At 62.1% G+C, this 26,139-nt stretch carries 17 protein-coding genes; 6 read left to right on the top strand and 11 right to left on the bottom strand.

The annotated features are described in order from the left end of the window. Positions 1-26: 26 nt before the first annotated feature. The 5 genes from ACTHNE_RS14495 to ACTHNE_RS14475 all read right to left on the bottom strand — a co-directional run bounded on the left by ACTHNE_RS14495 (position 27) and on the right by ACTHNE_RS14475 (position 9,412). On the bottom strand, positions 27-1,304 hold the full coding sequence (locus ACTHNE_RS14495; RefSeq protein ID WP_440269630.1) for a TolB family protein: 1,278 nt from the start codon (positions 1,302-1,304) through the stop codon (positions 27-29). Between the two features lie 117 nt (positions 1,305-1,421). Beyond that, positions 1,422-2,840 (bottom strand): hypothetical protein, encoded by a 1,419-nt coding sequence (locus ACTHNE_RS14490; RefSeq protein WP_440269629.1) that lies wholly within the window; start codon positions 2,838-2,840, stop codon positions 1,422-1,424. 364 nt (positions 2,841-3,204) lie between these two features. Further along, positions 3,205-4,395, bottom strand: coding sequence for a glycoside hydrolase family 27 protein (locus tag ACTHNE_RS14485; protein WP_324947877.1), 1,191 nt, complete (start codon positions 4,393-4,395; stop codon positions 3,205-3,207). A 239-nt stretch (positions 4,396-4,634) separates the two neighbouring features. Beyond that, the gene (locus tag ACTHNE_RS14480; RefSeq protein ID WP_440269628.1) at positions 4,635-6,485 is read right to left on the bottom strand and encodes a beta-galactosidase; all 1,851 of its coding nucleotides are present in this window, start codon (positions 6,483-6,485) and stop codon (positions 4,635-4,637) included. A 41-nt stretch (positions 6,486-6,526) separates the two neighbouring features. After that, positions 6,527-9,412, bottom strand: a complete 2,886-nt coding sequence (locus ACTHNE_RS14475; RefSeq protein ID WP_324946202.1) for a TonB-dependent receptor — start codon at positions 9,410-9,412, stop codon at positions 6,527-6,529. Between the two features lie 906 nt (positions 9,413-10,318). Here ACTHNE_RS14475 and ACTHNE_RS14470 point away from each other — a divergent pair. After that, positions 10,319-11,851: a lytic polysaccharide monooxygenase gene (locus ACTHNE_RS14470; RefSeq protein ID WP_324937830.1), complete on the top strand. Its 1,533-nt coding sequence runs from the start codon at positions 10,319-10,321 to the stop codon at positions 11,849-11,851. Positions 11,852-11,916: 65 nt separating this feature from the next. Here the strand turns inward: ACTHNE_RS14470 and ACTHNE_RS14465 are convergent, their stop codons facing one another. The 4 genes from ACTHNE_RS14465 to ACTHNE_RS14450 form a co-directional block, all read right to left on the bottom strand. Beyond that, positions 11,917-13,125: an AGE family epimerase/isomerase gene (locus ACTHNE_RS14465; RefSeq protein WP_440269627.1), complete on the bottom strand. Its 1,209-nt coding sequence runs from the start codon at positions 13,123-13,125 to the stop codon at positions 11,917-11,919. Then, complete coding sequence (locus tag ACTHNE_RS14460; protein ID WP_440269626.1) at positions 13,122-14,102, bottom strand: carbohydrate kinase family protein; 981 nt, start codon at positions 14,100-14,102, stop codon at positions 13,122-13,124. Before ACTHNE_RS14460 ends, ACTHNE_RS14465 begins: the two co-directional genes overlap by 4 nt. A gap of 159 nt (positions 14,103-14,261) precedes the next feature. Next, positions 14,262-15,506, bottom strand: a complete 1,245-nt coding sequence (gene fucP, locus ACTHNE_RS14455) for an L-fucose:H+ symporter permease (RefSeq protein ID WP_324937881.1) — start codon at positions 15,504-15,506, stop codon at positions 14,262-14,264. Between the two features lie 89 nt (positions 15,507-15,595). Further along, a complete protein-coding gene (locus ACTHNE_RS14450; protein WP_440269625.1) occupies positions 15,596-16,645 on the bottom strand; it encodes a LacI family DNA-binding transcriptional regulator in 1,050 nt (349 codons plus the stop codon). A 237-nt stretch (positions 16,646-16,882) separates the two neighbouring features. Between ACTHNE_RS14450 and ACTHNE_RS14445 the strand changes: the two genes are divergently transcribed. From ACTHNE_RS14445 to ACTHNE_RS14425, 5 genes are all read left to right on the top strand, one after another. Then, complete coding sequence (locus ACTHNE_RS14445) at positions 16,883-19,213, top strand: GH92 family glycosyl hydrolase (RefSeq protein WP_440269624.1); 2,331 nt, start codon at positions 16,883-16,885, stop codon at positions 19,211-19,213. 274 nt (positions 19,214-19,487) lie between these two features. Further along, on the top strand, positions 19,488-21,251 hold the full coding sequence (locus ACTHNE_RS14440) for a sensor histidine kinase (protein WP_324937840.1): 1,764 nt from the start codon (positions 19,488-19,490) through the stop codon (positions 21,249-21,251). Continuing rightward, positions 21,248-21,688: a response regulator gene (locus tag ACTHNE_RS14435; protein WP_440269623.1), complete on the top strand. Its 441-nt coding sequence runs from the start codon at positions 21,248-21,250 to the stop codon at positions 21,686-21,688. The genes ACTHNE_RS14440 and ACTHNE_RS14435 overlap by 4 nt, the downstream gene beginning before the upstream one ends. A gap of 205 nt (positions 21,689-21,893) precedes the next feature. Beyond that, complete coding sequence (locus ACTHNE_RS14430) at positions 21,894-22,277, top strand: response regulator (RefSeq protein WP_440269622.1); 384 nt, start codon at positions 21,894-21,896, stop codon at positions 22,275-22,277. Positions 22,278-22,306: 29 nt separating this feature from the next. Continuing rightward, positions 22,307-23,419: an ATP-binding protein gene (locus ACTHNE_RS14425; protein ID WP_440269621.1), complete on the top strand. Its 1,113-nt coding sequence runs from the start codon at positions 22,307-22,309 to the stop codon at positions 23,417-23,419. A gap of 80 nt (positions 23,420-23,499) precedes the next feature. Here ACTHNE_RS14425 and ACTHNE_RS14420 read toward each other — a convergent pair whose 3' ends face one another. Beyond that, complete coding sequence (locus tag ACTHNE_RS14420) at positions 23,500-24,939, bottom strand: sigma-54-dependent transcriptional regulator (RefSeq protein WP_440269620.1); 1,440 nt, start codon at positions 24,937-24,939, stop codon at positions 23,500-23,502. 80 nt (positions 24,940-25,019) lie between these two features. Further along, complete coding sequence (locus tag ACTHNE_RS14415) at positions 25,020-26,081, bottom strand: alpha/beta hydrolase (RefSeq protein ID WP_440269619.1); 1,062 nt, start codon at positions 26,079-26,081, stop codon at positions 25,020-25,022. Positions 26,082-26,139: the final 58 nt, after the last annotated feature.

Below are 26,139 nucleotides of genomic sequence, written 5' to 3'. Positions count from 1 at the left end.
CGGTATGCGCGGCAATGAAAAGCGACTTACGGCTTGTGCCAATCCAGTGCGTAGCCGGTGGTGACCTTCCAGTCCCTGAGGCCATCCGCGGTGAGGATATGAACTTCGCTGGGCCAGGTCTGGTCCGTAGCGCCGTATGCAGGGGTTGTAGTGCGATTGACCAGAAGCTGCTTGCCGTCTGGCGACCATGCGACCGGTACCCATTCCACCGCCAGCGGGTTTTGAATGGGGCCTTGTGCAGTGAGCTGGCGCAGATTCGTTCCGTCCGAGTTGATGACATAGACGTCCGCCTCGTACACGCCGGTCGATTGATACATGAACGCTACCTGCGAGCCGTCCGGCGACAGCAGCAGCGGGAAGTCCCAGTGACCTGCCCACCAGACGCCGTACTGTCCCCAGGTTTTCCATATGCCCTGCGGCAGGACGGAATGGATGTGGCCGGTGCGCATGTCTCTTACGCACAGGTTGATGCTGACGGCCTTGGGGTTCCAGTCGGCGCAACTACCGCCATATTTCTGGTAGAGAATTTTCGTGCCGTCGTAGGAAATGTCGCCGCTGGCAGCATCGACCGCATTGGTGTCGATCAAAGTGCCCACGCCCGTTTGAACCTCGATCCGAAAAACCGCTGCATGTTCGTAGTAGCCACCGTTGGGCATGTAGCGGACGAATGCGAGCAAGCGCTGGCCATTGCCAGCCCAGCGGATCGTGTCGATGCCCGCGGTCGGAACGGCTCCGCCTGATACGGTCACTTGCATTGGTGTGCACCACAAGGAGTGCTTATTGCTGCCGTCAGGCTGCATCAAATAAACGCAGGCGGCGGTCGTCCCATCGATCGGACTGGCATAGGCAATAGCGTTGCTGCTCTCCGGACCCCATGCAAGATAACCCAATCCCGGTGCGGCATTGTCGTTGCCGCCGTCGAACAAGGCCTGCGTGGCGCCCGTGCCCAAGTTCATCGTGTAGTACTTGCCGCTGGTGGGGCCGCCGGCGCTCGGATCGGTGGCCTGGCCGTAGAAGTACTGGATGCTTAGACCGTCGGGCGAGAAATTCCTCGTCAACCATTGACCGGGACCATAAGCAGCCACGCCACTCGGCACGTACCATGCATTCGCCGCCAGTGGCGTGCGCTCCTTCAAATTGGTGCCGTTGTCGTTGATGGTGAAAAGCGCCGACCCTGTTTGTACGAGTTGGCCGTTGTAGGCGCCATTGATGGGGCGCGCGAACAGAATAGTGCCGCTGCCATATGCAGCCGCGCACGAACATGTCATCGCAAGCGCGATGGCAACACAAGATAGTGATCGCATGTCACTCTCCTCGATGTTGAAGTAGCAGAACGAAATACCCGCGTTTTGCTCCAGCACGGGCTTGTCAGCGAAGAACCCTCAGGTTCGATCTCGCCGCTTCGCTTTACTGTCTTGTGGCTACGGCCCCTGGTGCCAATCAACGGCATAGCCGTTGGTGACTTTTGTGTCGTCGCCGTTGCTCGCGTTGATGATGTGAACCTCGCACGGCCAAGTCTGGTCTGTGCTGCCGGCGATGGGAGCGGTGCAGCGATTGGCGAGAATTCGCGTGCCGTCAGACGACCATGCCACGGGCGTCCAACCTGTGGGGATGGTGGACGGGTTGGCATTGGGGGTGAGCGGCCGGAAGTTCGTCGTGTCCGTTCTTATCGTATAGAGGTCTGCTTCATTGCTGGTTGTCGATTGCATGGAGAACACAGCTTGAGAACCGTCCGGAGACAGCAATATCTCGGCATACCAATCGGGGTAGTAGAAGTTGTTCCACCAGCTTTGGTAGTCGCCATAGTTGTTCCAGACCGTCGGCGGGAACAAGTCGGTCACCGTGCCCGTGGTCAAATCGTTGAAGCACAAGCTGGCGCCGAGCGCCTCCTGGTCTTCATCGCCGCACTGGGCATAGTCGTATTGCTGGTAGATCACCTTCGTGCCGTCATAAGAGATATCGCTGGCTGGCGGATCGATCACGTTGGCGGCGACTTTTACGCCCGTGCCCGTCGCCACATCAACGACAAACAGGGCCGACCAGCCGAAGTCTTGGCCCTCGACCGGACCGGTTGCGTCCGTTTTGTAGAGCGCCGCCGGCTTGGGCCGAACGAACATCGAACGCAGCGCGGCGGTGGGGGGCTTTTTCGCTACCAAACCCAACGGAGGCGGTTCGTAAGAGGCAAATACCATCAGCTTCTTGCCGTTTCCCGACCACCGGATCGACTCCACCGCGAGCAATGACCATCCCGGATAGTCCGGCAGGTCGATGGTGGCTGGCGCGCACCACAATTGATGCTGATTGCTGCCGTCGGCATGCATCAGATTGACGCACGCAGGTGAGATGGGATATTCGCTAGTCGAGTTGGTATAGGCGATGGTATTGCCATCGGCTGGATCCCGGGCGAGATAACCGTAGCCGGGCGCAGCGTTGTCATTGCTTCCGGCAAACAATGGTTGCGTCGTGCCGGTGCGCAGGTTCTTTACGTAGTACTTGCCGCTGTATGGGCCGCCTGCAGGGTCTGCCGATGGATTTTTGAAATACAGAACGCTTTGGCCGTCCGGCGAAAAATTCTTCGTCAGCCAGTAGCTGACTCCCGTTTGGTAATTCACGAAAGCCAGCCAGCTCGGCATGTAATACGAGCCGGCCACGAACGGCGTAATTTGCCGCGGATTTTCCCCATGGTCGTTAACGGTAAACAATCCGGTGCCTGCCGGGGCAAGTGTGCCGTTAAAAACCGCATTAACAGGGCGAGTTAGCAAAATGGTGCCGTTCGCATAAGCGGACGCGCACGTACAAGCCATCGCGAGCGCGACGGTAGCGCTTGAAATAAATCGCATATGACCCTCCACGTATCGTAGTTGACGCCAGACAGTTGGAACGCAGTACCCCTGCCAAGCCGCAGATTTCTGCGGAATGTCGTTGTGTAGCCCAGTCATCCCCGGGACGCGAAACTACGCTGGCGCAAGTCTATGGAACGTGAGAAAGCGTTTACATTATTTTTGTGGATGAGCTTGTTCGATTGGTTTTCTTTTTCAGCGACTTGCGTAACTGGATTGAAGGTGAAAGCGAGGGCGATTCGGTTATGTGAATAAAATAAACCGTCGTTTTTCCTGGATATATGAATAAATAAAAAACCCCGTATTAGAAAATACGGGGTTATATGCGGCACCATCGTGGCAAAGCCCACGATGGCAGGCGTGATCAATGATTGCTGATGCGGTACATCGCCGTCGCGTGCGGCTGTAGCGACATCTTCAGCGTCCCGTCGCCATTGGCCTGCGTATGCGCCCACAAGTCACGCACGGTGTAGTTGCCGCCCGCCTTGAGGCCGATCTCGGTGGCCGAAACGGCGACGTCATGCGGCGCGTCGCCTTCGTTGAACACTGCCACGGCGCGGCTGCCGTCCTTGAGCGGCTTGACGATCACATGGATCCCATCGGCATCGCGCACCTGCTTGCCCTGCACCCCGAGCGGATCCTGATCCACCGCAATCACGTCCTTGTTGAGCAGGATCTCCAACGCGTCCGGCTTGATCGTGCGCAAGTCGGTGCCGATCAAGAGCGGTGCGGCCATGATCGACCACAGGCTGAAGTGGCTGCGATATTCGACGTCGGTCATGCCGCCATTGCCTACTTCGAGCATGTCCGGATCGTTGTAGTGGCCGGGCGTGGCGTAGCGATCCAGCACGACGTTCTGCTTGAAGTTCTTCAGCATCGACGCGTAGCTGTCGCTGATGTCGCCGGTGGTGCGCCAGGAGCCGGCGTCGACCGGCGGCTTGCCGGCCCACAGCCAAGGTTTGTTTTCGCCCCATTCGCACACGCTGAAGAAGATCGGTCGGCCGGTGCTGCGCAGCGCCTCGGCCATGGCGGTGTAGCGCTTCAGGGCCGGGACTTTCTGGTTGTTGCAGTTGTCGTACTTCAGGTAGTCGACGTCCCACGAAGCAAACGTGGCGGCGTCTGCTTTTTCATGCCCCAGGCCACCGGGGAAGCCGCGGTTTTCCTGCAGCGGTTCGCAGGTGGAAGTGCCTGCACTGGAATACAGGCCGAACTTCAGGCCGTGCTGATGGATGTATTGGGCCAGCGCCTTGATGCCGCTGGGGAAGCGCTTGGGATTGGCTTGGAGCTTGCCGTCCTTGCCGCGCTGCCAGTTGGCCCAGCAGTCGTCGATGTTGACGTAGCGGTAGCCGGCGTCGCGCAGCCCCAAGCTGATGAACTTGTCGGCGATGCCACGGATCATCTGTTCGTTGAATTCGTCGCGGCAGTGCGTGGAGTTCCAGTTGTTGAAACCCATTTGCGGCGGTGTCGGCGCGGGCGCTGCGCTGGCGCCGGCGGCACACACAACGAACGCAAGGGAAGCGGCGGTGCGCCGCAGGGATGCAGGGGAAATGATCATGGATGTTTCTCCACCACTAGGAAAATGGGTGTTGTGATGTGTACTCCCTCCCCTTGCGAGCAGGGGAGGGCTGGGGTGGGGTTGTGCGAGCTTGCTGTAAGCTTTAATTCGACGCGAGATTGCTTCACCCCACCCCACCTCCTCCTGCTTGCAGGAGGAGAAAGCTAGGTATGTTCCCCTACTGCACGTAGGGGAGGGAACAGATTTTCGTTTGATTGAGGGCAACGCCATTGGCTGGCTTACGGTGCGTTCTTGGGCGTGCCCAATAGCGGGTGCTTCAACGTATGCAACGTGGGCTGGCCTTCCGTCAACAGATCCAGCACCACCAACTCATTGCCGCTCGGCTTCAACCAGGCGCCCGGCACATACAGCGTGCGCTGCGGGCCGATGTTCCAGAAGCGACCCAATGGATGGCCATTGAGCCAGATCATGCCTTTACCGAGGCCGGCAGTATCCAGGAAGGTGTCGGCATCCGCGCTGCCGGAGACGGGTGCATTGAAGGTTGCGCGATACGTGCAGGGCGCGTGCTTGCAGGGCCCGTGCGCATACTTGAGATTGTCGTTGAGGGCGAAGGGCAACGCGTAGATCTGCCAGTCCACCAGCGGCTGGCCTTGCAGGCTCACCGAACCGACGATGCCTTTGCGCTCATTCACCAGCTTCTCGCCGAAGTTGATGCGGCCATCGTTCTGCACCAGCAGGTCCAGCGTATCGCCCTTGGCCAGCTTCACTGGAAGCGAATCCTGCTTGAGGCGACGATCGAGCGTGCCAACGCGCTTGCCGTTGACGTAGACGATGGCGTAGTCGTGCAGGCCGTCGATATGCAGTGTGCCTGCGGTGGCGGCGTCGATGTGCTTGCGATAAAGGATGTCGCCGTAGGACTCCCCCAGTTCCTCCATCGTCTTGAGGTCGTGTGAGGCGACGGGCGTCGGCAATGCATCCCATAGCGATGCCGACTCGTCCAGCTTGATGTCGGCGATGGCCTGCGTGCCGGGTGTGGCGGGCACGGGTGGCGGCGTCACGCCGGTGTCCTGCGCGATCACCTTGCGCAAGGCGTCGTACTTCGCTGTGGGACGTCCGCTTTCATCCAGCGGACTGTCGTAGTCGTAGCTGGTGACGTCTGGCTGGTAGCTGTTGTCGTCCCAGTTGGCGCCGCTCATCCAGCCGAACGAGGTGCCGCCGTGGAACATGTACAGGCTTACCGAATAGCCTTGCTTGAGCATGCCATCGAGTTCTTTCGCCACTTTTCCGGCATCGATGACGTAGTGCGGTCCGCCCCAGTGATCGAACCAGCCGACCCAGTATTCGCCGACCATGTACGGGCCGCCCGGCTGCCACTGATGCAGTTTGGGAAGTTTTTCCGGCGCATGGCCGACGCCGAAGTTGATCACCTTCAGCAGGCCGGGGAGGGAAGCCGGCTCCGGCGCGCTGTCGGAGGTGTACAGCAGCGATGCATCGAAGCCGCTGTCCACGATGTCCTTGCGGATCTGTTGCAGGTAGGCGTCGTTGTCCTTGCCGAAGCTGCCGTATTCGTTCTCCACCTGTACGGCAATGATGTTGCCGCCATGCGTGTATTGCAGCGGCGCCAGTTCCTGGCCGAGCCGATGCAGCCAGCGTTGCGCCGGCTGCATGAAACCAGGATCGGTACTGCGGACATGCGCGTTACGGTCTTTCAGCAGCCAGGCGGGCAATCCGCCGAAATCCCATTCCGAGCACACGTAAGGGCCGGGCCGCAAAATAACGTACAGGCCCTCTTGCTGTGCTTCGCGAATGAACTCGGCGATGTCGTTCTGGCCGCTGAAGTCATATTGCCCCGGCGTTAGCTCGTGCGCGTTCCAGAACACGTAGGTGGTGATGGTGTTCAGGCCCATCGCCTTGGCCATCTTCAAGCGCGCGCGCCAGTATTCACGTGGCACGCGCGTGTAGTGCATGTCGCCGGCGATGATGCGCAGCGGTTGTCCGTCTAGCCGAAGCTGGCCATTCTGTGTGGTCAGGCCGTGCTTTGCCATTTTGATGGGCTGCGCTGCAACCGTCTGGCCGGCAAGGAGCAGGCCAAGCCCGATACCCATCGACATACTTTTCAATGCATTCATTGAAGTCCCTTGCGTTTCGCTATGACGCCGCTACGCGGCACTTAGAAAGTGCCGCGCACGCCCACGGTATACACCGTGCCATCCGCTTCGGCGTAAAGGAAGCGATTGGGATAAGCAGAGTAGTCGTACAGATGCGACTGCGTCAGGTTGGTGCCGGATACGAACAACGAAACGTGGTTGTTGATCTTGTAGCTGGCGCTCAGATCCAGTTCGCCGTACGAGGTGCGCGTGGCGGGCTGCGCGCCTGATCCGTACGAAATGCTCTCCAGGTATTTTCCGCGCCAGTTATACGCCAGGCGCACTTGCCAGGGGCCCTTCTCGTAATACCCGCTGAGGTTGGCCGAATCGCCAATGCCGGGTACCGCGAACTTGCCGGAGGTGCTGATCGTGCCCGGGCTCAGGTTGGCGCTGCTCTGGACGTGGGTGTAATTGAAGGCCATGCCCAGGCCATCGAACGGCGCCGGCAGCACATGCTTGAACTGGTAATTGAAGGTCAGTTCTTCGCCGTAGATCTTCGCCGAGTTCAGGTTGATCGGTTCGCTCAGCGACCAGGTCTGGCCGAGGAACGACACTGGCGTGCTCACGATCGTACTGAAGTTGCTGACGTGCTTGTAAAAGGTTTCCAGCGCCAGGTAGCTGGCGTCGTCGATGTACCACTCCAGGCCGGTGTCGAAGTTGGTCGACGTATACGGCTGAAGATTGGGATTGCCCTGGTTGATCGTCAACGATTCCGGACGCGTGCCGAAGCTCTGGTTGTAGTACAGGTTGCTCAGCTGGGGCGGCGTCAGGGTCTTGGAGGTCGAGAAGCGATAGATCAGGTTGTCGAGCAGGTTGATCTTGAAGTTCAGCGACGGCAGCCATTTGTGATAGCCGCCCTTGGCGGACTGCGGTTGCAGCGGCCCGTACGCGACCTGGCTCGCGCTGCTGTCGTTGGGATCGACGCGATAGCTGATGGGTTGTTGGAAGATCGCCTGGGAATTCGAATCCATGTGCACGTAGCGCGCACCGACATCCAGCGCCCAGGGCTTTTCCCACATCGTGCCTTCGAACACCGCCTTGGCGAAGGCCGCCTTCTCGACTTCCCGCACCTCGTTGAAGCTACCGGGATTCACCTTGGGCCCGAAATTGCCATACTGGGCAAGCGCCGCGAGCAGAGCGGTGCGCTTCTCAGGCGTCAATTGATTGTAAGCCGCCGGCGTGGTCAGCCAGTTCATGAACTGGGGTACGTTGTATTGAATCCATTGCGTGGGCAGGCCCGGCTGCGACACGCCATCGATCGGTGCGGGCGGCGTGTAGATGTATGCGCCGACGGCGCTGGCGGGTACCGATACGGCATAACCGCAATACGCGTTGCACAGGATGCCGTTGGGCGTGGCCACGTTTACCGATTTGTTGTAATCGCGGTTTTCCTGAACGCCGAACTGAAGGCTGGAAAGCACGCCGCTTTCGAAGTTCTTGGCGAAGTTCAGCTGATACTGAGTGACGCCAGAAGTGATGTTGTTCGACTGGCCGCCTTCGTTACAACAGTGCGCGTACAGATCGTCCAGGTTGGTGGTGGAAATAATGTTGGTGTAGCTCGGCGGCTGGCTGCTGCCGTTATTGGTCCAAGTGGGATTGACGCCGATATTGCGTGCGCCGATCACCGCAAAGTAGCCGTAAGGACTTTGCTTGTTCCAGGCCTTGGAGTTGGAGACGTCCAGGCTGATGGTGCTTGATGGGTCGATGTTGAACGCCACGTTCAAGCCGTTCTGCACCATCTTTTCGTTGCTTGGGTTGTAGGCGACGACATAGTCGTTCGCCATATTGCCGGTACCCTTTCGCACATAGTTCAACACGGTGCCGTTGGCGTCCGTGTTGAGCGACTGGAAGTCGCCGGCATTGCCGTATTCGCCGAATTCGTGTTCGAAGGGCTTGATCTGGTAGCCCGCATACAAGGTATCGAACTTGACGGTCAATTGATCGGTCGGACGCCAATCGACGGCGCCGGTGAAACTCTTGCGCGTGCGCTCCTCGACGAGCACGTTGTTGGCCAGCGTCTCCGGGATGGCGACGTTTGTGTAATTGGGATTGCTTAAGTTGGAAAGCTTGGAAATATTCTGGTTGGCGTACCAGGAATTGGCCTGCGTGTTGATCTGCGTGTCGTCACGCTTGTAGTACTGCACGGAGGCCAGCACGCCGAAGGTGTGATCGGCATTGGTCCAGCCGGCCAGGCCCGATACCTTGGGCGTGGTCTTGCCGGCCCAGCTGCCGGTGAGGTTGCTGTTGACGCCGGCGGCGGAACCGGTCGCGTGGAAGCCGCTGAAATCCAGCGGCCGCGCGGTCTGGATGTCCACGACGCCGCCGATGTCCACTTCGGAAATATCCGCCGACGAAGTCTTGTTGACCTGTGCGAGGCTGATGATGTCCGCCGGTAGTACGTTGAAATCGAACGCGCGGGTGGAAGTGTTCGAACTCTGCGAAGCGGTGGCCATCTGGCGGCCATTGATCGTCACCGCCACGAAGTCGGGGCCGAAGCCGCGGATGGCGATCTGGCTGGATTCGCCGCCGCTTCGATTCACCGATACGCCAGGCACGCGCTGCAAGGCGTCGGCGACGTTCGGATCAGGAAATTTGCCGTTCTCTTCCGCCGAAATCGAGTCGACGACGTTGACGGCGTTCTGCTTGATCGACTCGGCGCGCTGGATGGCGGCGAGCTGGCCGGTGACCGTGATCGCGGTGAGATTGGTGGCTTTTTTCTTGTCGTTCTTGTTCGTGCTGCTGCCATCATCGCCCGCACCGTTGCCTTGGGCAGGTGCCGCAGTGGCTGCTGTGGATGGCGCCGGTGCACTCGTTTGTGCGTGTACCTGCATGCTGTAGCCGAACGCACTGGCCATACCTACTGCTGCCAGCGCCAGGCGCACCGAGTGTGCCATTGGGTTGCGTTGCATCGATTACCCCTCCGCGTGGAACTTCAGTTACCAATCACGAATGCGATGTTGCGTGACACAGTGACGCTTCCCGCCGCCATGGTTCACGTCGACGCCGCACCCATCCCCACTGGAAAACATCTTGGCCCTGAGGCCGCCCCTTCGATGTTTGCCAGTCAAGGCGCGAAAACAGGCTTTGTGGAACCCAGAATCAAAGCCAGTTCGAGCCAGGTCTTCAATTGTCGTATTTTAGGATAATAAGAGGGAATTGACCCGGACAAGCTGCGCTGCAGCATTTCCTGATGGCATGAAAGGGCCCGCATTCAAGCGAGCTTTCTTTGCCTTAAGTCCCCATGAAAGCGGATATGGCAGGTAATTGATGGACGCCATCGTCCGTTGTTTTGATGGAGAGCCCACCGTTGGATAAGGCGTCGCGTATCCGCCGTGAGCCTGTCGAAGATGAATCTGCGTGGCGGCGCATATGCATCGCGCAATGCAAGAATGGTTTACGCCCGCAGGCTGTTAATTGTCGTGAGATAAAAACGAGCGGCATGTCTTATGCAACATTCGGAGAAGGTTGCTTGTTTGCGAAATCGAGCAACCATTCGTCGATGTGCAAAGTGGGACATGGGCGAAAACCAAACGTGAAAGAAATCGCTTCATGCCTCAACAAAGACTATACGTGGCGCCGCCTATGGTCGCCGTGCGTCATTTCGTTTGCAGGTGCTCGCAGCGAAGCTTCCAACGCTTTCCCAGAGTGTCCGGTTCGGATCCGGTCCGCAAACTTCCAGGTCATAACAAGCTAAACGCAACCTCTGAAAAACGGCTGCTTTTTTTGTTATTTCACCTACGGCAAAGGAGATGCATGTCATGACGATTCAATTTTCCACGCCACGCAGGCCGTGGTCGTGGTTCACGCACGTGTGGATGATCGCCATGCTCGCCAGCGCGATCATCGCCCACGCCCCGCAAGCGCTCGCGCATGGCGCAGTGGGAGTTCCCATTTCCCGGCAATACCAATGCCGCCTCGAGGGAAATTATTGGGGCAATCCTTCCCAGGTTCCGAGCGCCGATTGCCGGCAGGCATACATCGAAGGTGGCGCTTCCAGCGGCGGCGCGTGGCCCTTTCAACAATGGAATGAGCTTTCGGCCAATCCAGAAGGCTGGGGCAATGATCCGGAAGAGTTGGAAAAGGCGGTGCCCGACGGGTTGCTGTGCGCCGCTGGTGATCCCAGGAAAGCCGGGCTTGACCGGGCTCCGGCCAACTTGTGGCGAAAGACCAGGATAACGCCGAAGGATGGGAAGATCGACGTGGTGTGGGAAAACACGCAAGCCCACAATCCGGCGCGCATGCGCATCTATATCAGTAAATCTTCCTACGATGCGTCCCGTCCGCTGCGGTGGTCGGATCTGCAAAAAATCTACGACGAACCGGCGCCCGCTCCCATCCCCTCCCATGGCGAGGGGCATCTGCCCGGCACAACGACCTTCTATGCACTGCGCGTGCCGGTTCCGGCCGGTCGCACTGGCGATGCAGTGCTGTACAGCTACTGGCAACGGGAAGATGCCGGTAACGAAGGCTTCTTCAACTGCAGCGACATCACCATCATGCCGGACGAAGTCGATCCCGGCTTTCCCTGGTACCAGGAGCGGCCTTACTTGCCGCATGGCTTTGCGCCGAAGGCCCGTGATCAGGTTCGCTTTCGGGTGATGGGCGGTAGCCCCACGGGCCTGGAGGTGGTCGACATCCATCATCCGATTACGCCGCAAAACGTCGACCCGGTTATCTGGACGAAAGAACTCGCCGACAAGTTGAATGCCGGCCATCAGCAGTATGTGCAGGTGGGCGTCCGTGACGGCAGCACGATTCGCTACGACGCCAGCCATCCCCAAGAGAATTGGGTATGGCTGAAAGCCAACTACAGCAGCGCGATGAGTATCGTTCCCGGTACGCCCGAGCCGGGCAGGCCAGAAGCTCATATCCAGGGACCCAATTCCGTACAGGAGGGCGCGTCGGCCACGTTCTCGGGAGAGCATTCCCAGGGCGATGGACTCGCCTATCAATGGGCGTTGCCCTTCTTCAAGCCGGATGGCGGCAGCACGCCGACGATAACCGCCATTGCGCAGCATCCGCCTAAATCGAACCGGGTGACGATTTCGCTGACCGTGACGGATCGCCACCACAACAAGGCCGTAGCGCATGAGACGGTCAGCATCATTCCCGGTGGCTCCGAGCCGGTTTATCCACCCTGGAATCGCAATGACGTGGGCAGCTATTTTGCGGGGACCAAGGTCACCGGCCTGGATGGACGGGTATGGGAGTGCAAGCCGTTTCCGCAGGAGGGCTGGTGCCGGATAACTCCCAACGTGCCGGATAATCAGTGGCCGTATGCCGCAGGCGGCCCGGCTACGCCTCAAGCCGAAGACCAGCGTGCCTGGAAATTGGCGCCCGGCAAGTAACGATGGTTGCGGATCATCGATGACGGCGGGCATGCTCATGCCCGCCGTTTTTCATCTGGAGCGGTTCAGGGCCTGCCGCCGTGGCGGAGCAATGCCAGCACTTCGTAGCAGGCGCCCATGGTGTGGTAATCCACCTTGCCTGCGGGGCTTTTCTCGTTGCTGTATTTCTGGTTGTCCTGAGTGAGGATGCGATACCACGCGCCGTATTGGTGATCGACGAAGTGCTCCCAGGAATACTTCCACACATTGATATACCAGTCGTCGTATTTGATATCGCTCGTGCGCGCATGCAGCAATGCGGCCGCCGCCAGCGATTCGGCCTGCACCCAGAAATACTTGTCGCCGTCGCAGATGCTGCCGTCCGGCGCGAAGCCGTAGCAGATGCCGCCGTTGTCCGGATCCCACGCGCGCGCCAGCGCCGTGTCGAACAGATGCTGCGCCGTGGGCAATATCCACGCTTCCTGCTGACCGCGTTCCTGCAGCAGCGGTTCCATGATCATCAACAGCTTCGCCCACTCGGTCTGGTGGCCGGGCTGGAAACCCCACGGGCGGAACAGGTGCTTGGGATCGTCGCGGTGATAGTCCCAGTCGATGCTCCAGTCGACGTGGTAGTGCTCCCACACCAGGCCGTTGGCGAGCTTGGCCTGACGCTGCGTCATGGTTCGTGCGAGCGTCAGCGCGCGATCGAGATAGCGCGGCTCGCGGCTGGCCTGATACGCGGCCAGCATCGCCTCGCACATGTGCATGTTCGCGTTCTGGCCACGATAGGTGCTGAAGCGCCATTGCGCATCGGCTTCGTCGCGATAGAGGTTGGCTTCAGCGTCCCAGAAATGTTTTTCCAGCAGGTTCCAGGTTTCGTCCATCCACGCGGCGGTTTCGGTGATGCCGGCCTTCAACGCGGTGGAATAGGCGAGCAGCACGAAGGCGACGCCGTAGCAGTGGTTGGTGCGGTCTTCCGGCTTGCCGTCGCGCAGCGTCCAGGCGTAGCCGCCAGTGCTGGCGTCGCGATGCACGTCGCGCAGATAACGCAGGCCATGGCGGGTGGCGTCGAGGTATTCGGGCTTGCCGAATTCGATCGCCGCCATCGCGTAGTTGAAGACGAAGCGCGTGCTGCTCACCAGGTGGCGATGGCTGGCGTCATACACCGTGCCGTCGTCGAGGAAATAATGGAAGAAGCCGCCAGCCGGATCGATCGCGCGCGGATGATAGAAAGCCATGGTTTGCGCGATGTGTTCGCGCAGGAAGGTTTCGGAACGGAAATCCGGCGTGGTCATGCGTACGTCTCCATGAATTGTTCGACCTCGGTCGCGTGCGGCATCGCGGCGAACGAGCCATGCCGCGTCACCGCCACGGCGCCGCATGCGCTGGCGAAGCGCAGCGCGGCGTGCAAGCGCGGCAGTGTGGCCACCCAGGCGTCGAGGTGGGCGGCGGTGAGGTTCTGCTCGGCGAACTGGTACAGCAGGCCGCCGACGAACGCATCGCCGGCACCGGTGCTGTCGACCATCGGCACGTCGTAGCATGGCAACTCGCCGTCCGCATCGGGATGGAACCAGCGCAGCGGCTTGGAGCCATCGGTGACGATCAGCAGGCGCGCATTACCGGTCCACAAGCGCTCGAGCACCGCTTCCTCGCCTTCACTATCGGCAAGCCAGTGGAATTCCTCGGCGCTGAGCTTCACCACGTCGGCCAGCAGCAAGGCCGGCCACACATGCGGACGCGCTTCCACGCCGCGCGGCCACAGCGCCGGGCGCAGGTTGAGATCGAAGCTGACCAGCGCGCCGGCCTGGCGCGCGCGGCGCATGCCGGTAAGCGTGACGTCGGCGAGGTCCGTATCGGTCATGCTGTTGGAACAGATGTGGAACACCGCGGTGTCGTTGAACGTCTGCGGGCGGAAGTGCTCGATGCGGAACAGCAGGTCGGCCGACGGCGGACGGTAGAACGCGAAGCTGCGTTCGCCGCGCGCATCCAGCGTGACGAAAGCCAGCGCGGTGTTGGCTTCTCCGGTGCGCACGACGTCGGCGGTATCCACGCCGGCCTGCTGCAGGCTGTGCAACAGAAAGTCGCCGAAGCGGTCGGTGCCCAGCATGCCGGCAAAGCGCGCATGGCTGCCGAGCTTGGCGATGGCGACCGCCACGTTGGCGGGTGCCCCGCCGGCGAACGGTACGAAATGGCGTGCAAAGCCGTGGCCATCGCTGCCTTCGCCATGCATATCGATCAAAGCCTCGCCGAAGCAGAGGATGGAACGTTTCATCAAAGACCCCGAATAGAAAACGTATGTGGTTTTTTGTTGTTCTCCCCGGTGGGGGAGATGTGTGTATCGGGGCGTGCCCAGGCGTTCGGCAAGATTCGCCCCTCACCCCAATCCTCTCCCCGCGAACAAATCCGTAAACGGGGAGAGGGTGTCGATGTGTTACTGCGGTGCGACCGGTGCGCTACGGATGGCCGAGCCGCGCAAGCCGTAGAACACGATGTACGCGTAGCAAAGTGCTGGCAGCACGAAAGCGTGCTGGATGCCGATGCTGTCGGCCAGTGCGCCCTGCAGCGTGGGCAGCAGGGCGCCGCCGACGATCGCCATGATCAGCAGGCTGGAGGCCTTGCCGGTGAGCGGGCCCATGCGCTCGATGCCGAGCGAGAAGATGGTCGGGAACATGATCGAGTTGAACAGGCCGATCGCCACCACGCTGTACACCGCAGCGGTGCCGCTGGTGGTCATGGTGGTGATCAGCAGCAGCATGTTGACGGCGGCGAACGCGCTCAGCAGCTTGCGTGGCGACATCTTCGCCAGCAGCACCGAGCCGATGAAGCGGCCGACCATCGCGCCGCCCCAATAGAACGACACGTAGTGCGCGGCATCCTGTTCGCTCATGTGGCCGATCTGCGGCTCGGACAGGTAGTTCACCAGGAAGCTGCCGATCGACACTTCCGCGCCCACATAGAAGAAGATGCCGAGCACGCCGAACAGCACGTGCGGATAGCGCAGCGCGTCCAGCAGGGTGTGGTGGCTGGTGTCGGCCTGCTCGGTGCTTTCTTCCAGCGCGGGCAAGCGGAACAGCCACACGAAGATCGCCAGCAGCACCAGTACCACGGCCAGGCCGATGTAGGGAGTCTGCACCGACTGCGCTTCCTGCGCGCGGTAGAGCATCTGCTCGCTGGCCGAAAGGCCGGCGATCTCCGCCGCGCTCTTCACCTGGGTGGAAAGAATCAGCAGGCTGCCGAAGATCGGCGCGATGGTGGTGCCGAACGAATTGAGCGCCTGCGCCAGGGTAAGCCGGCTGGAGCTGGTCTTTTCAGGCCCGAGCAGCGCCACGTAGGGATTGGCCGCAACCTGCAGCAGCGTGATGCCGGTGGCCAGCACGAACAGCGCGCCGAGGAACGCCGGATACCAGCGCAGGCCGGCCGCCGGCCAGAAACCCAGCGCACCGATGCCGGCGATGATCAAGCCCGTCACGATGCTTTTCTTGTAGCCCAGGTGCGCCACTACGCGACCTGCCGGCAAGGACATCAGGAAATACGCGCCGAAGAAGGTGAACTGCACCAGCATCACCTCGGTGTAGTTCAGCTCGAACACCGCTTTCAGATGCGGGATAAGAATATCGTTGAGGCAGGTGAGAAAGCCCCACATGAAGAACACCGTCGTGATGACGGTGAGCGCCATGGGGAAGTAGGTGTAGCGGGTATCGTTGGAGGCCGTCGACGATCCGGAAGACGGCGGAGTAACTGCAGTAAAAGCCATGAGGAAATCCGTTAGTCGTGTGGCGGACAGCTGCTCGCGCGTACCAGCAATTGCACGGGCGCGATGGTCTGATGGGGTGGTGGAGACGGGTCCCGCACGCGTTGCAGGATCAATTCCGCGGCCTGGCGGCCGCGGTCGCGTGGCGTCACCGCCAGCGTGGTCAACGGCGGCGCGCTGACCGCCGCTTCGGCGATGTCGTCGAAACCGGTGAGGGCGAAATCGGTGCCCGGCTGCAGGCCGCGCTGGTGCAGGCCCAGCATCAGGCCCAGCGCCACCGCGTCGTTGTAGCAGACGGCGGCGGTCGGCGCGCTCTTGCCCTTGAACAACTGGTCGCTCTGCGCGACGGCGTCCAGGCGATTGGGCACGCACTCCACGATCCAGCTCGGATCGATCGGTAAGCCCGCGGCCTTCATCGCTTCGGTGTAGCCGGCGCGGCGCTGGCGGCAGGAACTGGAGCTCAGGTGTCCGCCGTAGAACGCAATGCGCTGGTGGCCTTGTTCGAGCAGATGCTCCGTGGCCAGGCGTGCGCCACGCTGGTTGTCCAGGAACAACCGATCCCAGTGATCGCATGCGGCAACATCGCCGTTCACTTCACGGTTGAACAGCAACAGCGGCGTGAGCGAACCCACCGCAGAAAGAATCTGCTGCGCATCGCTGCCTTCGGCAGGCGACAGGATGATGCCGGCTGGGCCGTGCTCCATCAGCGAACCGAGTACCGCCAGTTCGCGTTCGGTCGATTCGCCCGTGCTGCCCAGCAGCGTCACGAAACCGGTGTCGCCGAGGATCTCGTCCACGCCGGCGGCGAATTCCGCAAAGAACGGGTTGGCCAGGTCGTTGAGCACCAGCGCGATGCTCGAAGAGGTGCGTCGGCGCAGGTTCGCCGCCGCGCGGTTGTAGACGTAACCCTGGCGGCGCAGTTCTTCCTCGACGCGCGCGCGGGTGTGTTTGTTGACCAGCGGGCTGCCCCGCAGGACAAGCGAAACCGTCGCGCGGGAGACGTCGCAGCCCGCGGCAATATCGCTCAGGGTGACCTTGCGGCCGACTGGCGGTGTGTTCCCCATTTATGCCAGAACCTCGCCTTTGTAACGATCCAAATGTACCCGAACCTGGAAATTCGTGATCCTGCAGTGCAGCATGCCAAGCCTCCTTCCCCAGTGTTAGCTTCCGGACGCCTTGGAACGATCCAAACCGTCCGATCCCACCGGCCTTTTCCCCAGCGGGAACACAAGCGCCGTGGAGGGATTTCTGCGGGCTCCCCAGCCCGTTTCCAACCAAAGACATTAACAGGCCCCTATCCAATGAACCATCGCCTGCTTCGTTCCTGTCTTGCCCTCTTCGTCGCCGCCGCGCTGGGTGCCGCCAACACGGCCCAGGCCGCCCAGCCGCACGCGCCGGAGGTCGATCCGCGCATCGGCACCGGCGGCGACGGCCATGTGTTTCCGGGCGCCACGGTACCGTTCGGCATGGTGCAACTGTCGCCCGACACCGCCATGCCGGATTTCAAGCACGCCTACAAATGGGCCGCCGGCTACCAGTACAACGACCCCACCATCATGGGCTTCTCGCACACGCATTTCTCCGGTTCCGGCCATTCGGACCTGGGCGATGTGCTGGTGATGCCGATCGCGGGCGAGGTGAAGCTCGATCCGGGCGATGAGAAAGTGCCGGGCAGCGGCTACCGCTCGCGCTTCGACCACGCCACCGAAGTGGAACAGGCCGGCTATTACGCCGTGACGCTCGCCGACTATGGCGTGCGCGCGGAACTCACTGCCAACCGCCGCGTGGGCTGGCATCGCTACAGTTTCCCTGCCGGCAAGCCGGCGCACCTGCTGATCGACCTGCGCCCGAGCATCTACGACTATCCCGGCAAGGTGCTGTGGTCCAACCTCGAGGTGCGTGCCGACGGCACCGTGACCGGTTGCCGCACTACCCGCGGCTGGGCGCCGGGCCGCGAGCTGTGCTTCGCCATGCGCTTCAACCAGCCCTTGCGCTCGCGCGAGCTCTACAGCCGCGAAACCGACGTGGTCTACAAGGGTTTCAAGGGGCCGGGCTACCAGCCGCAGGACCAGAACGCGCAGAAGGGCCGCGCCCTCGTAGGCGTGTTCGACTTCGGCGAACTGAGCCAGCCCTTGCTGGTGAAGGTGGCGATCTCTTCGGTAAGCGAAGCCAACGCGATTGCCAACCTCGACCAGGACGGCAAAGGCTGGAATTTCGATGCCCAGCGCCATGCCGCGCTGGAAGCCTGGAACCGGGCACTCGCGCCGATCGACGTGGATGGCCCCAAGGCGCTGCGCACGCAGTTCTACACCGCGCTGTACCACGCATTGATGTCGCCGAGCCTGAGCATGGACGTGAACGGCGAGTACCGCGGTCCCGACTATCAAGTGCACCGCGCCGACGGCTTCGATTTCTATTCGAGCTGGTCGGTCTGGGACGTGTACCGCGCACAGCAGCCGTTGCTGATGCTGATGCATCCGGCCCGCAGCAGCGAATTCGTGCGCTCGCTGCTCGCCGCGCAGCAGTCCAGCCCGTTCGGCATGCTGCCGGTGTGGTCGTATCAGGGGCTGGAAACCTGGTGCATGACCGGCTACCACTCGGTGGCGATCATTGCCGACGCCTACCTCAAGGGCATCCGCGGCTTCGACGCCGACCAGGCGCTCAAGGCGATGGTGTCCACGGCGACCTACGGCGATTACGGTGACCTGGCCGACTACATGAAGCTCGGCTACGTGCCGATCGACAAGGAAGTGGAAGGCGGCTCCAAGACCCAGGAATACGCCTACGACGACTGGGCCATCGCGCAGATGGCCAAGGCGTTGGGCAAGCACGATGTCTACGACACTTTCGAGAAGCGCGCCGGCTACTGGCGCAACGTGTGGGACCCGAAGACCGGTTTCATGCGCGCGCGCCTTTCCAACGGCCAGTTCCGCGAACCGTTCGACCCCACCAGCGCCGGCTACGGCGATGACTACACCGAAGCCAACGCCTGGCAGTATTCCTGGTACGTGCCGCAGGACGTGGCCGGCCTGATCACCGCGATGGGCGGCGACGCGGCCTTCGTCCACAAGCTGGACGAACTGTTCGACGCCAAGGTCGATCCATCCATCTTCAAGAACGTGGAAGACATCACCGGCCTGATCGGCTGGTACGCGCACGGCAACGAGCCCAGCCACCACATCGCCTACCTGTACGACTACGCCGGCGCGCCGTGGAAGACGCAGGAACGGCTCAAGCAGATCATGGACAACGAATACGGCCCCGGTCCTGCCGGCCTGATCGGCAACGATGACTTGGGCCAGATGTCCGCCTGGTACATCTTCACCGCGCTGGGCTTTTATCCGGTCACCCCGGCCAGCGATGAGTACGCCATCGGCCGGCCGTTCGTACCGCGTGCGGCCATTCACCTGGGCAACGGGCGCACCTTCACCGTGACCGCCACCCCGTTCGACAACGCGCACCCCTACGTGGGCGAAATCACCTTGAACGGCAAGCCGCTGGATCGTGTATACCTGAAACACGCCGACATCCTCGCCGGCGGCGAACTGCATTTCACGATGCAGGCGACGCCGAACAAGCACTGGGGACAGGCCATTTCCGCGCGGCCGACGGCGATGAGCCCGTACCGGTAGCAAGGCCGCCCCCTTTCCTGCACGTCGCGGAGGTAGCAGCAAGAGGTAGGGATCGAACCGGTGTCGCCGTCTGTTTCTCCGAGGTCGGTATGGTTTGCGGGCGCTGCCGAAGCTCCGGAAGCCAGGACAATCACTTCGAAGCGCATCTGCCTGTAAGGAAAGCGCTTTCGCACTGGTCAGTTGTCGCAAAACATGCGCAGAATGCATGCATCATGCCGGAGCGTGCACGGATCAAGGGCCGATGATTCCAGGGGGAATGCGACAAGTAGCGACGATGCCCTGGCGCACCGGCGGCCTGCTGTTTGCGGTGCTGGTGATCGTGGCGCTGCCTTACATGATCACGCGCGGCAGCTCGCGGGAATCGCTGCGCGCCGGCGAACTGGTGACCCGCTCCGCCGAGGTGCAGGCGCTGGTCTATCGCATCGCCGACCAGACGCATGCGGCCGAATCGGCGATCCAGCACCTGCTTGCGGACGATCCCTCCAGCCACGCCGAAACGGTGGCGCTGAAAGCGGAAGCCGCCATCCCCGGCCAGCTTGACGCATTGCGCCGCCTCACCGCCGACAACCCTGCACAGCAACATCTGGTGGAGCAGCTAGGCGCAGTGGAGAACGGTCGCCTGGCGTTGTTGCACCAGGCCGTCGAGCGCTACCGGCACAACGACCGCGGCGGCGCCGAGCAGGCCCTGCGCGACGCCGGCGCGCTGTTCCACATCGACGAGATCGCCGACAAGATCGTCGCCAATGCGGAACAGGCGCTGCAGCAGCGCCGCGACGCCGCCCGCCGGCAATCGGACAACAGCCGCCTGGTGTTGTCGCTCACCGCGTTGGCGCAACTGGTGATGCTGACGATCGTGGTGATCGTGTCCGAGCGCCAGATCGGTCGGCGCCTCCGGGCCGAAGTGCGCGAACGACAGGCCGTGCAGCGCTCGCAGATGATCCTGCAGGCGGTGCGCGAACCGATCGCGCTGCTCGATCACAACCTGCGCACCTTGCTGGTGAATGCGGCCTTCAGCGAACTCTATGGGGTGGCCGAAGAAAGTCGCGCCGAATACCTTGAAGACATGGGCCAGGGTGCATGGGCGGACGAAGTGCTGCTGCAGCGCCTGCGCGACGTGCTTTCGCGCGATCGCGAGCTGTGGGATTTCGAACTCACCCAGCGCACCATCGACGGCGTCGAACGCCACGTGGTGATCAACGCCCGCCGCCTGCAGCAGCAGGACAGCGAAAGCCCGGTGCTGCTGCTGACCGTCAGCGACGTCACCGCGCGGGCGCTGGTCGAGCAGCAGGTGAAGGAGCTCAACCATCAGCTGGAAGGCAAGGTGGCGCAGATTTCCGACGTGAACCGCGAACTGGAGGCCTTCAGCTATTCCGTCTCGCATGACCTGCGCGCGCCGCTGCGACACATCACCGCATTCGCGCAGAAGCTGGAAGACCACCTGGGCGAAGAAGTCGACGGCACCAGTCGCCATTACCTCAGCGTGATACGCGACGCTTCGTTCCGCATGGCGCAACTGATCGAAGACCTGCTGGTGTTCTCGCGCCTTGGCCGCGGCGCATTGCGCCTGCAGGCGGTGGACATGAAGGCGTTGGTGGAGGAAACCTGCGCGCTGGCCGAATCGGAAGCCCCCGGCCGGCGCATCATCTGGCGCATCGACGCGCTGCCGGTGGTGGTCGGCGACGAGAACATGCTGCGCACCGTATGGCAGAACTTGATCGGTAACGCGGTCAAGTACACCGGCCAGCGCGAGATCGCGCACGTGGACGTATCGGTGCGGCAAGCCGGCGGCGGCGACTACGAATTCACCGTGGCCGATGACGGCGCCGGCTTCGATATGCGCTACGTCGACAAGCTTTTTGGTGTATTCCAGCGACTGCACAAAGCCAGCGAATTTCCCGGCAACGGCATCGGGCTGGCCAACGTGCGACGCATCGTGATGCGCCACGGAGGCAGGGTCTGGGCCGAAGGCGAACCGGGACGCGGCGCCCGTTTCCACTTCACCTTGTCGGCCATCGAGCCGCCGTCGTCCACGCTATGAAACACGCCCCACTGCGCCCTATCCTGCTGATCGAAGACAGCCCCGTCGATGCGGAGATGACGGTGGATGCGCTGCGGCAGGCGCATCTGGCCAATCCGGTGGTTCACGTGGAAGACGGCGTGGACGGGCTGGACTGGTTGTACGCGCGCGGCAGCTTCGCCGGACGTCCCGAGGACGATCCGGTGGTGGTGCTGCTGGACATCAAGATGCCGCGCATGACCGGGCTGGACGTGCTCAAGCAACTGCGCGCGGATGAACGTTTCCGCCATCTGCCGGTGGTGATCCTGTCTTCGTCGCGCGAGGAAACCGATCTGGCGCGCAGCTGGGACCTGGGCGTCAACGGTTACGTGATCAAGCCGGTGGACGTGGGGCAGTTTTTCCAGGCGGTGCGCACGCTCGGGCAGTTCTGGGCAGTGCTCAATCAGGGGCCAGGGTAGGGGAATTGCCAGGGGAATCGGGGCCGGGAATCGTAAATCGCCAATCGGCAAAGTAGGAGCCAGGTCACGGCAAGCCTGCCGGATGGCCGCTCTTAACTATTTGCGATTGACGATTCCCGATTTACGCCGCATCAATTGAAATATGATGATCAGGCCACTTAAGAAAACTTCAAGGATGCCCGACAAGTCCAGCCAACAACGCGCCTTGCCCCGTATCCGGGTCTTGCAGGTGGAGGACAGCCCGCTCGACGCGGAGCTGGTGCTCACCGAACTGCAGGCCGACGGTATCGATTACGAGGTGCGCCTGGTCGACGACGAGCCGGCGTTCGTGGAAACGCTCAGGGCGTTCAAGCCGGACATCGTGTTGTCGGACCTGAGCATGCCCGGCTTTTCCGGACAGCGCGCGCTGGAACTGCTGCGCGGTCACAGTGCGGACATTCCCTTCATCTACGTATCGGCCACGCTGGGCGAGGAAGCGGCCATCGCCGCGCTGCGCGAAGGCGCGACCGACTACATCCTCAAGCAGAACCCCGCGCGCTGCACGAGGCCGACGAGCATCGCGCCCGCGCCCATGCGGAGGCGGAGCTGATCCGCATCCAGCGTTTCGAAAGCCTGGCCATGCTGGCTGGCGGCCTGAGCCACGATTTGCGCAACCTGCTGCAGCCGCTGCTACTGGCCGGGGACAGCCTGCAGGACTACCAGGACGATCCGCGCCTGGCGCGGTTGGGCGCGCTGGTGCGCGACTGCGGGCGCCGTGGACTGGAAATGGTGCAGTCCATGCTGTCGTTTGCGCGCGGCGCGCGCCGCGCCGAGCAGGTGAAGGTGCAGGCGCTGGTCGACGCCTTGTCCTTGCTGCTGCAGGGCAGCGTGCCGCGTGCGGTGACGCTGGACATCGAGGTATCCGATCCGCAACTTACCTTCGAAGGCAATCACACCGAGCTGCAGCAATGCCTGCTCAACCTGTGCCTCAATGCGATCCAGGCCATGCCGCAGGGCGGCGTGCTGCGCGTGGCCACCAGCAAGGCGAAGCTGGAGCAGGGCTTTTTCCTCGACCATGAAGACGTGCAGCCGGGCGATTACGTGCGCCTGACGGTGACCGACACCGGCGTCGGCATGACCGAAGACGTGCGCAAGCGCTTGTTCGAACCGTTCTTCACCACCAAGGAAGGTGGCACCGGCCTGGGCCTCTTGTCGTGCCGGCGCATCGTCTACAGCCATGGCGGCGTGATGCGCCTGGACAGCATCGTCAACGAGGGCAGTTGTTTCGATCTTTATATTCCGCTGGCCCGCCCGCTGGCCGAACCATCGAACGTGGCCGAAAGCGACGCCAACCTGCACGGCAACGCCGAGCATGTACTGTTGGTGGTGGAAGAGGCCGGCCAGCTCACTTTGCTGAGCGATACCTTGGATGCCTGGGGCTACGAAGTGCACGGCAGCCAGAGCGGCACCGCAGCGTTGCAATGGATCGAAGCCTGCGGTCTGCCCGACCTGGTGGTGATGGATGCGGACATGAGCCTGTTCACCAGCGAACGCACGCTGGCGGCGCTCAGCCAATACGGCTATCGCAGCGGCGTGGTGGTGCTGTGCCGTGCGGATGACCCGCCCGATTCGGCGAAATTGCGCATGCCCGATGGCAATCGCATGCGGCGCTTGAACAAGCCGGTGAGCACGCGATCGCTATTGCATGCCGTGCGCGATGCGTTGCGCGATGCGCTGCGCAATACCCGCTGATTCGTAGGTTGGGGTGCAAACCCCAACGCGGTCATCTTCCACACATTGCGATGTTGGGGTTTGCACCCCAACCTACGGCATCAATCGATGCCGAGCTTCTTCAGCTTGTAGCGCAGCGCACGGAACGTGATGCCCAGCTTCCGCGCCGCCGCCGTCTTGTTGTAGCGCGACTCTTCCAGCGCCTTCATGATCGCGGTGCGTTCGAGATTGCTGATGTAGTCGTCCAACGGTAACTCGCTGGATGGTGTATGCGCCGGCGCTGCAGCGGGTGGCTGGCTCTGCGCATAGGCCGCCACCGGTGCGTGATGGCTGGCGTGCGCCGCAGGGCTGATTTCGGCGGCATGGCGGGCCGGGCGTTGCGGCAGCATCAGGTCGCTGGCGTCGATGCGGTCGCCGTCGCACATCGCCACGGCGCGTTCGAGAATGTTTTCCAGCTCGCGCACGTTGCCGGGAAAGTCATAGTCCTCCAGTGCCTGGCGCGCTTCGGGAAGCAGGCGCACAGGCGCGCCGCCGCCGCTTTTGGCGGCGAGCTGGCGCAGCACGTAGTCGGCCAGCAGCGGTACGTCGCCGCGGCGTTCGCGCAAGGGTGGCACGCGTAGTTCGATCACGTTGATGCGGTAGAACAGGTCCTGGCGGAACTGGCCCTGGTCGACCAGCGCGGCGAGGTTCTTGTGCGTGGCCGACAGAATGCGCACGTCCACCGCGACTTCTTCACGCGCGCCGATCGGACGCACGGCTTTTTCCTGGATCGCGAGCAGCAGCTTCACCTGCATGTGCAGCTGCAGCTCGGCCACTTCGTCGAGGAACAGCTTGCCGCCGTGCGAGGCCTGGAACAGACCTTCCTTGTCGGCGACTGCGCCGGTGAAGCTGCCTTTGCGATGGCCGAAGAATTCGCTTTCCATCAGCTCGGAGGGAATCGCGCCGCAGTTCACCGGCACGAACGGACCGCTGGCGCGCGGCCCCTGCTCGTGGATAAGTCGCGCGACCAGCTCCTTGCCCACGCCCGATTCGCCGGCGATGTAGACCGGCGCCTGGTTGCGCGCGAGCTTGGTGATGGTGCTGCGCACCTGCTGCATGGCGGTGGAATCGCCGATCAGGCGATCGCTCGAGCCGGTCGCCGCGGGACCTGCGCCGGCGCCGGTGCGCTTTTCCTCGGCCAGCTTCAGTGCAGTGCGCACCAGCCGGCGCAGCATCTGGATGTCCACCGGCTTGGACACGAAATCGAACGCACCGGCCTTCAGCGCCGTGACGGCGGCGTCAACGTTGCCGTAGGCAGTGATCATCGCCACCGGCGTTTCGTCGTATTCAGCCGCGATCAGCTCGATGATTTCCTGGCCGCTGCCGTCGGGCAACCGCATATCGGTGAAGCACAAGTCGTAGCTGCGTTCGGAAAGCGCCTGGCGAGCTTCGGCGACCGTGCCGACGGCATCGACCTTCAGGTCCATGCGGCCGAGCGTGATCGTGAGCAGCTCGCGGATGTCGCGTTCGTCGTCGATGACCAGTACGGTCTGTTGGCTCATGATTCAGAGGCGATAGGTTGAGTTTCCGTTCAGGATACTCGCCGCACCCGCAAGTGCAAAGCGCGGCGTGTTTGTGTCCGTCAACGGCTGAGGTGGTGGAGGAAGAACCTCACGATCACGCGATAGGCATCCTGTGACTCGGGCAGCTCCGGATCGGAGAAGAAGGAATGCCACATGCCTTCCCATACGTGCAGCTCGGTCTGCACTCCGGCCTGGTCCAGCCGTTGCTGGCTGGCCAGCACTGAGCTCAGCACTGCATCGCGGGTGCCGCTGATCAGCAGCGTGGGCGGAAACTTTGCCAGCAGCGTCGGCGACAGGCCGGGCTGCACCAGCGGATCGCGCGGATTGGCGCCGTGAAAATAGGGCAGGTCGGCGAGCATCAGTCGGTGCTCGGGCACGCCCTGACCGTTCAACAGCGGGCCGATGTAGGACGCATCGCCGTCGATATCCAGCAGCGAACCGCAGAAGGTGCCGATGGCGCCGGGCACCGGCAGCTTGTCGGTGATCAGGCGTGCCACCGCTTCGGCGGTGAGAATGCCGCCGGCGGAGCAGCCGTAGATGCCGATTTGCTCAGGCCTGTATTGCTTGAGCAGGGCGCGATAGACCGCTTCCACGTCCTCGCTGGCCGCGGGGAAGGTGTGCTCCGGCCCTTGCCGGTAGTCGACGGTGATCACCTTGATGCGCCCGATGCTGGCGATCGGGATCGCTTCGACCAGCCCGCCGCTATGCGCGCCCCACAGGAACGCGCCGCCATGCAGATTGATCAGTACGCGATGGCTGTTCTGCGGTGACACGCCTTGCGCCGGCAATACCACGTCCGTGTTGACGCCGGCGATCGTTTCGCTGTGCATCTTTATCGGATAGAGCTTTTCCATGCGGGTGACGCGATCGCTGTTGAGGCGATCGTAGAAGGCACGGCTCTGTTCGATGGGTGCGGTGATCGGCGGTGCCTTGCTGCCGGCGGCGAGCATCTTGGGAAAGAATGCCTGCGCTTCGGGCGAGGCGTAGGCGGAATACGGAATGCTGATGGCGGGCGAGGTGACGGTACCGTCGGGTTTGGCGCTAGGCGCAGTGCCTTGCGCAGAAGCCGCCGCACCAAGCAAGGCGGCTGTTGCAAACCATAAGCTGCGCAATGTACCCATGATTCCTCCCCATTGGCATCAACGTAGGTTGGGGTGCAAACCCCAACATGACCGTGCG

This window comes from Dyella sp. (assembly GCF_051954575.1).
Classification (GTDB): Bacteria; Pseudomonadota; Gammaproteobacteria; order Xanthomonadales; family Rhodanobacteraceae; genus Dyella_B.
This window is presented reverse-complemented; position numbering and strand designations above follow the sequence as displayed.